At 60.4% G+C, this 11,810-nt stretch carries 8 protein-coding genes; 1 reads left to right on the forward strand and 7 read right to left on the reverse strand.

Annotation, left to right across the window (positions count from 1 at the left end; translation table 11 throughout):
• Window positions 1–22 precede the first annotated feature (22 nt).
• From HNQ64_RS08405 to HNQ64_RS08420, 4 genes are read right to left on the reverse strand one after another with little or no spacing between them, the layout of a single operon-like run.
• The gene (locus tag HNQ64_RS08405) at window positions 23–1,009 is read right to left on the reverse strand and encodes an ABC transporter ATP-binding protein (RefSeq protein ID WP_184207459.1); all 987 of its coding nucleotides are present in this window, start codon (window positions 1,007–1,009) and stop codon (window positions 23–25) included.
• Window positions 1,006–2,991 (reverse strand): extracellular solute-binding protein, encoded by a 1,986-nt coding sequence (locus HNQ64_RS08410; RefSeq protein WP_184207461.1) that lies wholly within the window; start codon window positions 2,989–2,991, stop codon window positions 1,006–1,008. Before HNQ64_RS08410 ends, HNQ64_RS08405 begins: the two co-directional genes overlap by 4 nt.
• On the reverse strand, window positions 2,991–4,499 hold the full coding sequence (locus HNQ64_RS08415; protein ID WP_184207463.1) for an ABC transporter permease subunit: 1,509 nt from the start codon (window positions 4,497–4,499) through the stop codon (window positions 2,991–2,993). Before HNQ64_RS08415 ends, HNQ64_RS08410 begins: the two co-directional genes overlap by 1 nt.
• A gap of 1 nt (window position 4,500) precedes the next feature.
• Window positions 4,501–5,781, reverse strand: coding sequence for an ABC transporter permease (locus tag HNQ64_RS08420; RefSeq protein ID WP_221305392.1), 1,281 nt, complete (start codon window positions 5,779–5,781; stop codon window positions 4,501–4,503).
• Between the two features lie 63 nt (window positions 5,782–5,844).
• Between HNQ64_RS08420 and HNQ64_RS08425 the strand changes: the two genes are divergently transcribed.
• The gene (locus tag HNQ64_RS08425) at window positions 5,845–7,485 is read left to right on the forward strand and encodes a peptide ABC transporter substrate-binding protein (RefSeq protein ID WP_184207465.1); all 1,641 of its coding nucleotides are present in this window, start codon (window positions 5,845–5,847) and stop codon (window positions 7,483–7,485) included.
• A gap of 1,051 nt (window positions 7,486–8,536) precedes the next feature.
• On the opposite strand, the gene tatC is transcribed toward HNQ64_RS08425, so the two are convergent.
• The 3 genes from tatC to argH are packed head-to-tail and all read right to left on the reverse strand — an operon-like array spanning window position 8,537 to window position 11,729.
• Complete coding sequence (gene tatC / locus HNQ64_RS08430) at window positions 8,537–9,703, reverse strand: twin-arginine translocase subunit TatC (RefSeq protein ID WP_184207467.1); 1,167 nt, start codon at window positions 9,701–9,703, stop codon at window positions 8,537–8,539.
• Window positions 9,704–9,738: 35 nt separating this feature from the next.
• Window positions 9,739–10,365, reverse strand: coding sequence for an NUDIX hydrolase (locus HNQ64_RS08435; protein WP_184207469.1), 627 nt, complete (start codon window positions 10,363–10,365; stop codon window positions 9,739–9,741).
• Window positions 10,362–11,729 carry an argininosuccinate lyase gene (gene argH, locus HNQ64_RS08440; protein WP_184207471.1) on the reverse strand — a complete coding sequence of 456 codons (1,368 nt, stop codon included), beginning with the start codon at window positions 11,727–11,729 and terminating at the stop codon, window positions 10,362–10,364. Before argH ends, HNQ64_RS08435 begins: the two co-directional genes overlap by 4 nt.
• Window positions 11,730–11,810: the final 81 nt, after the last annotated feature.

Below are 11,810 nucleotides of genomic sequence, written 5' to 3' on the forward strand. Positions count from 1 at the left end.
ATTTCAAGGGGCATGCTCCAGCTCACGCGACGCAGATGGGGCAGTTTTCTACCCAATGGTTAGGCGAGATTTCAACGAAGGCGGGCCGCACGCTCAGGTGCGTGTCCGTGTGGGGGCGGCCAGAGCGGGTGGCGAAGCGGCAGCCGGGGCGGAAGTCGGCAATGCCAGGCACGTTTCCTGGGATGGCTTTCAGCAGGGTCTTGGGCGTGCTGTCCAGGCGCGGGATGCTTTCCAGCAGACCCTGGGTATAGGCATGGCGCGGGCGGGCAAAGAGCTCGTGCACGCTGGCGCGCTCGACGATGCGGCCCGCATACATGACGGCGACTTCATCACACACCTCCGCGATGACGCCGAGGTCATGGGTGATGAGGATGACGCTCATGCCCATTTCCTGCTGGAGATCGGCGATGAGTTTGAGGATCTGCGCCTGCACGGTGACATCCAGCGCCGTGGTCGGCTCGTCAGCGATGAGGAGCTTCGGTTTATTGATGAGCGCCATGGCGATCATGATGCGCTGGCGCATGCCGCCGCTGAGCTGGTGCGGGTATTCGCCCAGGCGGGTCTCGGGCGCGGGGATGCGGACTTTTTTCATCATGTCCACACTGCGGCTCAGCACCTCAGCCTTGCTGCATTGCGTGTGCAAAAGGATGGCCTCAGCAAGCTGGCGACCGACCGTTTGCACGGGGTTCAGGGCGGTCATGGGCTCCTGAAAAATCATGCTGATCTCGTTGCCCCGGATGGCCTGCATTTGCTCCAGCGGCAGACTCACCAGGTCCTGCCCCTCAAAGCGGATGCTGCCGCTGAGGATCTGGCCGTGGGGCTGGGGCAGCAGGCGGGTGATGGAAAAGGCGGTGACGCTTTTGCCACAGCCAGATTCGCCGACGATGCCCAGCGTCTTGCCACGCGGCACGTCAAAGGAGATGCCGTCCACGGCGGTCATGCGCCCGGCATCGGTGTCAAAGGCCGTAACGAGGTTTTCGACCTGGAGGATGGAGTCGTCGTTGCTCATCGGGGTTTTACAAAGGAGTCATGCACCTGCAGGGATTCACCGTAGTCACGCCCTTCTTTCCGGGCCTCCTGCGTTTCGCGTTTGAGGTCTTCATCAATCCAGAACATGCGGGCATCCAGCGGCATCTGGCTGTGAAAGGCGTTCCCCGTTTTCGGCCAGCGCAGCCAGCGCCAGCTAAAGTAGCGGTAGTTGGAGGATTCCCACAGCGGGATGGTATTCGCCCGGTCATGGATGAGCTGGGAGAGCTGCCAGGAAAGCTGCTGCACTTCCTCCTCTGTGGCGGCTTTGCGGTGGCGGTCTATGATGGAGTCCAGCGCTGGGTCCGCCGTCATGGTCATGTTGTTCGTATCCACCACCACCGTGCGTTTGCCATCGGGCCCGGTCTTGTAGGCATTGTCACTGTGGTAATCATCCCAGAAACGCGGGTAAGGCGGCTGCGCACCAAAACCGGCGAGGCCTAACTCATGATTCTTCTGGTTCAGTTTTTTGTAGAGCTGGGTGGTATCCAGTCCCTCCACGATGATCTCCAGCCCGGCCTTTTTAGCCTCCTCCTTCAGCCGCAGCATAATGGGGGTGATGGTGCCGGAATTGAAGGTGGTGAGGGTGAAGGAAAGGCGCTTGCCGCTGGCATTCATGAGGATGCCATCCGGCCCAGGTTGGGTATAACCAGCTTTAGCGAAATGCTCGCGCGCCTTCACCACATCAAAAGGCCGGGCTTTGACGGCAGGATTGGTGAATTTGCCAAAACCGGCCTCGGTGGTGTTCATGCGGGTCTTGTCACCACGGAAGTCCACATCCAGCACCTTTTGCAGGTTCATGGCGTAGTTGATGCCGATGCGCAGGTCCAGATTGTCCAGCGGCGGTTTGCTTTCATTGATGCGGATGCCCCAGCTCACTTGAGGGAACTCGTTGTAGAAGATGTGGCGCTCGATGTAGCCTTTGTAGATCTCGGGGATCTCCGCCTTGTCATACCAGTAGCGCGGCAGGCCAGCGATGAAGAAGTCGAGCTGGCCCTGGCGGAAAAGTTCAAAGGCCTTGTCCTGACTGGCGATGATGCGGTAGTCCATGGCGTCCACATTGTAGATGTAGCGGAAGTGTTTTTTATCCCGCGCCCACCAGTTTTTCACGCGGTGAATGGTGATGCGGCGGCCGCGTTTCACATCTGCTTTGGGATCGAAATCATAGGCCCCAGTGGTGGGGGATTTCCGCCACTGGTAGCGGGCAGGGAAGTCCTGACCGAACTCCTTGTAAAACTTCCGCGACATGGGCTGCACGTCCGTCACCTTCCACATGGGATCCGGGTAGTTTTCCTTGAGCGTGTAGGAAAGGGTGTGGTCATCGTACTTGGTGATGCTCTTGAATTCTTTGCTGTAATAGTCGTTATACCAGGGGTCCTGGATGTGCGGACTCAGCATGATGTAGAAGGTCATGAAGAAGTCCTCCACCGTGACGGGCGTGCCATCGGAGAAGGTGAGTTTGGGATCGAGCCGAAAGTAAACCGTCTTCTTGTCAGCAGAGTAAGCCCACGCATCCGCCATGCCAGGGATCCAGGCATCTTGGTCGGGATGGCGGGGGGCCATCCAGATCATCACCTGGTCATGATGCTCACCACGGAAAGTGCCGCTGGCATCCGGGCCCACGACGCGGTAGGTGGCGGGAAAGGTGGGGTGGTAGTCGTGAAAGGTGCCGCCTTTTTTCGCCGCAGGATCGCCAAATTCAGGCACATCCGCGCCCGTTTCCCACTTCAGATCCGTGGGCAGATCCGCCGGGGTTTTCCACTGAAACAGCTCCGGTTTGGACTTCCAAAAAGCCTCCACCTCCGCCGTGTTGTCATAGGGGGGAAAGCGGTCGTCGGTGGACTCGGAACAGGCGCTGAAAAACAGGCCCAGGCAGGCAGCCAAAAGCCCACAGGCCAGGGCACGCGCCCATGGTGGACAGGCGTGCGAGGGCAGCGGTTGAGGAACAGGCAAAAGGGGACTCATCAGCGATAGGTCGTGAATTTTTTCGGGTCGAAGGCCTCACGGATGGCTTCACCCACGAAGGTGACCAAAATGAGCACGGTGGTCATGGCCACAAACGCGCTGGCCACGATCCACGGATAGTTAAAATCCTCCGTGCCTTCCCGCAGCAGGCGGCCCCAGCTAGGCTCCTCCGGCGGCAGGCCAAAGCCGAGGAAGTCCAGCGCGGCTAGGGAGCTGATGATGGCTGCCACCTCAAAGGGAGCCAGCGTGACCAAGATGGCGATGCTGTTTGGCAAAATGTGGCGGAAGATCACACGGCTGGTGCTGGCCCCTAGCAGGCGGGCGGAGGCCACGTAGTCACGGGCCTTTTCTTTATAGGCAGCGGTGCGGATGTACATCGTCGTGCCCATCCAGCTAAAGGCCGAGATGATGAGCACCAGCATGAACAGGGTGGGGCTGATGATGGAACTGATGATGAGGATGATGAACAAAAAGGGCAGCACGGACCAGATCTCGATCAGGCGAGAACCGATGATGTCATACAGCCCACCGAAGTAACCCAGGGTGCCGCCGACAATGACGCCCACCACAAAGACAATGGTGACGAACAAAACGGAGGCGATGATGGCCTGCTGCCAACCGCCAAAGAGGATGGCCAGCACATCCCCACCGGAGGAAGTGGTGCCGAGAAAATGCTGATGCGTGGTGGAGGGCGGCGAAGGCGGATAAATGGCCGCGTATAGCGTGGGCGCGGTCTGCGCATCCAGCGCGGGGATCTTGCCATTCGTGTAGTCTGTGTAGGCCTGGCGCTGGCCTTTCTCATAGGTGGCCTTTTCCACCTGCTCCCCGGCCAGGTCCCAGCCGCGCAGCTCGCCGTGGCGCTGGCCCTGGCGGAAGACGATCTCCTGGCGCTTCTGCTCCGGCTTGTCTTTAAAGACGGTGTAGGCACGGCCATTGAAGGGCTGGCTGGAGCCCGTTTCATAGATGAGGCCGCCGCGCTCCTCCATGATGGCGATGGTCTCGGACGTGTCCAATTTCGCATCGTAGGGCACCGGTGGCATCAGCACCCAGTTGGCAGATTTTTCCTCGCGAAATTTCAGCTTCAGCTCGCGGTAGTCCGTCTCACTTTCTTCACTGCCGCCAAAGGTGGTGGCGGGCAGCACCTTTGTCACAAAGGGAAAGTAAAGCTTCCCCTCATAACTGACGATGAGGGCGCGCTTGCCCACCAGCAACCCATCCAGCGAGCCTAGCAGTACCAGCACCAGGAGGAGGAGGAAGGAGACGTAGCCCCGGCGGATGGCCTTGAATCGGCGCAACTGTTTCAGCGTGAGCGGGCTGAACTGCCACTGGCGCGGCCCGCGCAGCAGCCACACCCCGGCCAGCAGGCACAGGCCCAGCAGGACCCAGCCCACCGCGGCAGTGGAGAGGAAGGGGATTTTAAAAACAGGCACACTCAGACCCGCGAGGCGAAAGCCCCCGCTCAGGAGTGTGTACAATGCCAGCAGGGTGCCAAGGATGCGCGGTGACATGTTATTCAAAACGGATGCGCGGATCTGTAAGCGCGACGAGGAAATCTGACAGGATGTTGCCGACCATGAGGACCATGACTTGCACGACGAGGATGCCCATGACTAGGGGGTAATCACGATCCAAAATGCTGTTGTAACTCAGGAGTCCAAAGCCGTTGATTTCGAAGATCATTTCAATGAGCACCGAGCCCGCGACAAAGATGGAAACGATATGCCCCAGCGTGGTCGCTACTGGGATCAGGGAATTGCGCAGCGCATGCACCAGCACGGCCCTTTTAAAGCCAGCCCCCTTGGCCACCGCCGTGCGCACATAGTCAGCGGCCAGATTGTCCATGAGGTTGTTTTTCATCAGCATGGTGAGGAAGGCAAAAGACCCCACCATGTAGCAGACCAGAGGCAGAAAGGCATGATGCAGCACATCCCACACCTGCGCGCCGAAGGTCAGTTCCTCAAAGTTATCTCCCACAAACCCGCCCGTGGGAAACCACCCCGCACGAGCGGCGAGGAACACCACCAAGACACTGGCTAAGACAAAGCCAGGAATCGAATAACCCACAAAAATGAGGACCGAGGTCGTATTGTCCAGCACCGTGCGGTGTTTGATGGCCTTTAAGATGCCCAGCGGGATGCAGACAAGGTAAGTGAGCAGGGAGGTGGCCAGCCCGTAAAAGATGGAGATGGGCATGCGCTCCAGCACCATGTCCCACACATACAGATTGTAGCGGGTGGAGATGCCCAGATTTCCCTGGAAGAGGCCGCTGTACTCCGTGCGGTAGATCTGCACACGCTGCTTCTCCTTTTCCACCTTCGTGTGCCAGGGTTTCAGGTCCTCGGCATCCGCTCCGCTCAGTACCCCATCTGGGGTGAGGGTGGCCTGGGTGATACGGTAGGCATTGTTGGGCTGCCATTCCGCCCGTGGCAGCAGCCTGCGCAGCGTCACCGGAGCCTCGGTTTTGCCCGCTTCAAATTTCACAAACTGCTTGTCCATCTGCGCCGGGATGAACCCCAGCCAGGCGAGGTAGGCGGGAAAAAAAGGGCGATCAAAACCGTAGTAGGCCGCCACCGCATCTTTCTGCTCCTCCGTCAGGGAGGCCCCGGCATTTTTCATGCCCCGGTCCCCCTGCATGGAGGCTTTTTGCATGGCCGCCTCCAGCGGTCCACCGGGGGTGATGCGGGTGATGAAAAACACCACCATCGTCGCCCCGATGAGCGTCGGGAAGATGAGCAGAAAACGGCGGAGGAAATAGTCGCGCATGAGAAAGACAAACAGACTGTCAGACATACGCACGTGGGAGACAAGGAATTGTGTGGTTTTTCATCCCACCAGGGTCAAGATGCCGCCGTCATGAGCTGGATCTACCGTATCATCGCCCTCGCAGCCCTCATCGCCGGGTTGGTGACCTTTCACCAGTCCCGCAGCCACCGGCCCACGCGCACCTCCGCCGCCACGGCCCAGGGCATCCTCATTTTGGGCAATGGATCTGAACCGGAAACGATGGACCCGCAACTGGCCACGGGCTCCCCAGAGCATCACCTCTTCGATGCGCTCTTCGAAGGCCTGGTGGCCACCACTGTGGAGGATCCGGATGCGAATGGCCCAGGCGTGGCCACGCACTGGGAGACACCGGACTTCATCACCTGGACCTTTCACCTGCGCCTCGAGGCGAAGTGGAGCGATGGCACTCCGCTGACGGCGCGGGATTTCCTCTTCTCCTTTCAGCGCATCCTTTCGCCGGATCTCGCCGCCCCTTACGCCCCCATGCTCTACCCCATGCTGAATGCCGAGGAGTACAATAAAGGCACGGTCAAAGACTTCACTCAGGTGGGGGCGAAGGCGCTGGGTGACCACACCCTGCAGATCATCCTCAAAGGCCCGGCCCCCTACCTGCCCTCCATGCTGAAGCACTACTCCTGGCACCCGGTGCCGCAGCACGTCATCGAGCGCTTTGGCAAGATGACCGATAAAGACACGCCCTGGACCCGCGTGGGCAACTTGGTGGGCAATGGCCCCTTTCAACTCAAGGAATGGCGCTACACCCACTCCATCACGGTGGAGCGCAATCCCCACTACTGGGACGCTGCGACGGTGAAGCTGAATGCGATCCAGTTCATCCCCATCGTCAGCGATGCCACGGAGGAGCGTGCCTTTCGCGATGGCCAGATCCACGTGACCAACACGGTGCCGCTTTCCAAGCTGGACCACTACCGCACCAAAGAGCCCCAGGTCTTCCATGCGGATCCCATGCTGGGCACCTACTTTTACCGCATCAACGTCACCCGCCCGCCCTTCAATGACCCCCGCGTGCGCAAAGCCCTGGTGCTGGCGGTGGATCAGCAGGCCCTCATCCAAAACGTCCTGCGCGGAGGGCAAAAGCCCGCGCTCGGCTTCACCCCCTCCGGCGCCGGCGAAGGCTACGTGAGCCCCGGCCAAATCAAGTACGACCCCGCCGAAGCCCGCCGCCTGCTGGCTGAGGCCGGCTTCCCCAATGGCCAAGGCTTCCCCAAATTCGACATCCTCATCAACACCATGGAGTCTCACCGCACCGTGGGCGAAGCCATCCAGGAAATGTGGAAAAAGAACCTCAACATCCCCGCCGGTGTGCTGAACCAGGACTGGGGCGTCTATCTGGAAAACCAGCGAAAGCTGGACTACCAAATCTGCCGCGCTGGGTGGGTGGGCGATTACCTGGACCCCTACACCTTCCTCAGCATCTGGCAAAAGGGCGATGGCAACAACAACACCGGCTGGAGCCACCCCCGCTACGATGAACTCATGCAGGCCTCCCTGCGCGAAGGCGATCGCCAAAAGCGCTTAGCCCTGCTGGCCGAAGCTGAAACCCTGCTGCTGGAGGAACTGCCCATGATCCCCCTCTACTACTACGTGCGCAACCACCTCAGCCGCCCCGAAGTGCGCGGCCTCAAATCCTCCCTCCTGGAACACCGCTGCTACAAAGCCGTGTCTCTGGACGCATCATTGGTTAGGTGAGGGTGTGAGGGTGTGAGGGTGTGAGGGTGTGAGGGTGTGGTGTGGGGGCGGACGAGCGTTTCTCGCGCCCCTCCGGGGCGCGGGGAACAGCCACGCCCGCAAGTACAGTATTCATCACTCTCCGAGTGATGCGTTCGCCCCAAACAGGATAGTCCGCCCCCTCCGATGCCGGAGGCATCGCAGCCGATAGCCAGGGGTGAGTGAGTCCCGCTTGCGGGACGAACGCACCCCTGGTGAGGTCAAGCACACCCGCACTCAAGGTCGCATCCTGGAAGGATGCCAGCAATGTCGCCGATTCCACCCACCTCGAAAGGGTGCAATCGGCCTTTCTCGCGCCCCTCCAGGACGCAGTGGGTGTGTGGACGCGCTTTTTGTTAGGCGGCAGTCCGGGGGTTTCGCTCGTGCCTCGCCGCACCCCCGGCTACCTTTCTTTCGCCCCTCCAGGGCGGGGAGGTGCAAGGGGGCGAACGAAGCTTCTCTGGGGCGGACGCATCACTCGGAGAGTGATGAATACTGTACTGGCGGACGTGGCCCTTCCCCCACCTCGCTGCGCATGGGGACCATGCGCTCGACCTTCCCTTGCACCCCCGCCCCGGAGGGGCGAAAGAAGAATAGCCGGGGGTGGAGCGAGGCTTGGCGAGCGAGAACCCCCCCGGACCTGCGAATAACCAAAAGCGTGTCAAAAAAAAGTGCCCTGGAGGGGCGCGAGAAACGCACTCGCACCGAGACGTCCGCCCCTCCACGCCTCCGACACCGAAGGCCCGCCGACGGAGCGCGAATATCCTATTCGCCTAACCTTCCCAGCGCGCCCGGAACCCTTCACGCCGCCGTTCGCCCTCGCGAACGAAGCTTGTCTGGGGCGGACGCATCACTCGGAGAGTGATTCATCCTGTACTTGCGGACATGGCTGTTCCCCCACCTCGCTGTGCCTGGGGACCATGCGCTCGACCATCCCTTGCACCCTCCTCGCCCCAGAGGGGCGCGAGAAACACATTCGGACAAAGAAGGAGGGCTGTAAGCCCTCACTCCTTGCCCTCACTCCTGGAAGGAATCACAAGGGGGGATTGCCGCTGCGGGATTCATCCTCGCGGGCGAGCTCCTCGGTGCTTTTTTCGGTCTTGGGGGGGCTGGGGGGAGACTCGGGTTCGGGGTCGTCGTCAATGCCTGGGACGGAGCCTTGATCCTCGCCTTCGTCCAGGGGTTCATCCATGGAGACGGTCTTTGGGGCCTTTTCGATTTCAGGCGGTGGGGCGGAGGGCACGGCGCGTGGTTTTTGATACTCGTCGTCTTCGTCTTTTTCGTCCTCGGAGAACCAGGGGTTGTAGTTCTCGTTGTCCCATTCATCGCCGCTGTCTTTTTCCAGTTCCTGGCGGTCTTTTTCCAGCTCGGCGTAGTACTCAGGGTAGGCTTCCTTGTCCTTCTTCTCCATGAAGTAGGCGAGGGTCACACAGATGGCATAGAGCACATACAGCGGCCCAGACATGAGCATGAGGGTGAGCACATCCGGTGTCGGCGTGATGATGGCGGCAAACAAGGTGATGGCCACGATGGCATGCCGCCAGGTGGACTTCATGATGCGGAAGTTCAGGAAATCCAGCTTCACCAGCGCCATGACGATGATGGGCAGCTCAAAGGCGATGCCGAAGACGAGGATGAACCGGGTGGTGAAGGTGACGTATTCATTCAGTGCCCACATCTGGTTAGCCCCGACGGAGGCGGCGAACTCAGAGAAGAAGACCAAGGCCCGTGGCAGCACCACCCAATACGCAAAGCAGGCCCCGCCGAGAAAGAGCCCGGTGCCGATGGCGATGGCGGGGAAGATGAGTTTCTTCTCGTTCGCTTTCAGCCCGGGGAGGATGAACTGGAGCACGAAGATGAGCAGCAGGGGGAAGGAGGCGATGACGGCGGCGATCAAGGAGACGTTCACCGCCATCATGAAGGGCCCGGCCACGTCAATGTTGATGAGCAGCTTTCTCGCGGCCTCAATGTCCGGCGCGAAGCCCGCCAGCACCATGGGGTAGAGCAGGATGTTAAACAGCTCCTTGTAGAAAACGAAGGAGATGATGGTGGCCCCGACGAGGGTCATGCCCATGCGCACGAGCATGGTGCGCAGGTCGTCCAGGTGGTCGAGGAAGGGTTTTTCCTCATCCTCCTTGTTCAGGTTCATCGCGACTTTTTCGCGGACTTTGAAGACTTTATTCAGGATGCCTTGCCACATATCAGGTGAAAGTTTGGGGGGGTTAGCTCAACGCCTCAAATCGTTCCCTTGGCCGCCATCCGCGCGAATAAGGCCAGTGTCAGAGCGTTGGTGATCTCATTGGCAGCGATCATCCTCCGCAGTTCTTCTGCACTGACTAAACGCACGTCGCTGATGTGCTCGCTTCCATCCGGTTCTGGACGGCTGACGACGCACACGGGCTTCGCTTGAAAGAGGTAAACGTGCTCGTCGGTGAATCCTTGCGAAGGAAGAAACCAACCGAGCGGTTCCAGGGTGCCGCCGGCCTCCAGGGCGTAGCCGGTTTCCTCATGAAGTTCACGCAGGGCGGTATTCACCACGATGTCGGGCGTGATGTCTGCCACGGGCACGTCAATCTGCCCGGCGGGAAATTCCCACAGGGTCTGCTGCACGGGCACGCGCTCCTGAGAGATGAGGACAAAGAGACCATCCGCCGTCATGGGGGCCAGGGCCACGGCGGCTTTGCGCTGCACGACCAGCCAGGGCACGGGCTTTTCATGGCGGTGGGGCGTCAGGCACTCCACGCGGTCCACGCTGATGTGGGGATTGTCAAAAAGGCGCGTGGAACTGACTTTTTGCCAGCCATCCCGGTCTTCCACCTTAAACAGGGGGAAGCTAGGTGCAGGGATGGTGGCCGTACTCATTCGCTGAGGGCCTCCTTCCAGAAGGTGATCTGCGCGGCGACATTCTGCGGGGAAGGGGCGCCGATGCCTTTGCGGGCGGCGAGGGCGGTTTCCAGATTCAGGCAGTCAAAAAGATCCGCTTCAAAGGCTGGGGAAAAGGCCTGGTATTGAGCCAAGGGAATGTCCGCAAAGGCCACTTTCTCCGCCAGGGAATGGGCGACGAGTTTGCCGATGACTTCGTGCGCCTGGCGGAAGGGCACGCCGTGATTCACGAGGTAGTCGGCCAGGTCGGTGGCCAGCAGCATGGGGTCGCTGGTGGCGGCACGGGTGCGGGCTTCATTCACCTCCATGCCGGAGATCATTTCCGCAAAGACGGCGAGCGCGGCTTTGATCGTATCCAGCGAGTCAAACAGGGGCTCTTTGTCCTCCTGCATGTCGCGATTGTAGGTCATGGGCAGGCCTTTGAGCAGGGTGAGCAGCGCCATGAGATTCCCCACCAGGCGGCCAGATTTTCCACGCGTCAGCTCGGCCACGTCCGGGTTCTTTTTCTGCGGCATCAGGCTGGAGCCGGTGGTGTGGGCATCGCTGAGGGTGACAAAGCCAAATTCGGCACTGCACCAGAGGATGATGTCCTCACTCAGGCGGGACAGATGCACGCCGCAGAGGGCGATGGAAAACAGCACCTCAGCGGCGAAGTCGCGATCACTCACGGCATCCATGCTGTTTTGGGAAACGGTGTCAAAGTCCAGCAGGCTGGCCACGTATTCGCGATCCAGGATGATGGTGGAACCCGCGAGGGCACCGGAGCCCAGGGGCATGACATTGAGGCGATCGTTCGCATCCAGCAGGCGCTGGGCATCGCGCTCCAGCATCTCCACATAAGCGAGGAGGTGGTGGGCGAAGAGGACGGGCTGACCCCGCTGAAGGTGAGTGTAACCCGGCACCACGGCAGGACCGGCGCGGTCAGCGGCCTCCACCAGTGAGCGCTGGAGATCGGCCACAAGGTCCACGATCTCCACGACGGCATCGCGGGTGTAGAGGCGCACGTCCGTGGCGACTTGGTCATTGCGACTGCGGGCGGTGTGCAGCTTCGCCCCGGCGGGGCCGATGCGGCGAGTCAGCTCAGACTCGATGTTCATGTGGACGTCTTCGAGGGAGGTCTTGAACTCGAAGTTTCTGGCTTCGATCTCGGCGCGGATTTCCAAAAGACCTTTTTCGATGGCCGCCTGCTCCTCCGCCGTGAGGATGCCCGCTTTCAGCAGGCCTTTGGAATGGGCGATGGACCCACGGATATCGTGAGCGAACAGCCTCCAGTCAAAGGATACGGATTCGCCATAACTCTGGACGAGCTGGCTGGTTTCTTGAGCAAAGCGGCCTTTCCACATAAACAGGGGGCGGAGAGTAGCGGCAATGCGCGCGGGTGCAACCCTGGAGCCATCATGGATGCAAGACTCCGCCACCGAGCG

Source organism: Prosthecobacter dejongeii (assembly GCF_014203045.1).
Lineage (GTDB): Bacteria > Verrucomicrobiota > Verrucomicrobiia > Verrucomicrobiales > Verrucomicrobiaceae > Prosthecobacter > Prosthecobacter dejongeii.

Coding starts and splice junctions, on each gene's coding strand:
- HNQ64_RS08420 (WP_221305392.1), bottom strand. CDS start 5,781: ATGTCTGACAGTCTGTTTGTCTTTCTCATGCGCGACTATTTCCTCCGC.
- HNQ64_RS08415 (WP_184207463.1), bottom strand. CDS start 4,499: ATGTCACCGCGCATCCTTGGCACCCTGCTGGCATTGTACACACTCCTG.
- tatC (WP_184207467.1), bottom strand. CDS start 9,703: ATGTGGCAAGGCATCCTGAATAAAGTCTTCAAAGTCCGCGAAAAAGTC.
- HNQ64_RS08405 (WP_184207459.1), bottom strand. CDS start 1,009: ATGAGCAACGACGACTCCATCCTCCAGGTCGAAAACCTCGTTACGGCC.
- HNQ64_RS08425 (WP_184207465.1), top strand. CDS start 5,845: ATGAGCTGGATCTACCGTATCATCGCCCTCGCAGCCCTCATCGCCGGG.
- HNQ64_RS08435 (WP_184207469.1), bottom strand. CDS start 10,365: ATGAGTACGGCCACCATCCCTGCACCTAGCTTCCCCCTGTTTAAGGTG.
- argH (WP_184207471.1), bottom strand. CDS start 11,729: ATGTGGAAAGGCCGCTTTGCTCAAGAAACCAGCCAGCTCGTCCAGAGT.
- HNQ64_RS08410 (WP_184207461.1), bottom strand. CDS start 2,991: ATGAGTCCCCTTTTGCCTGTTCCTCAACCGCTGCCCTCGCACGCCTGT.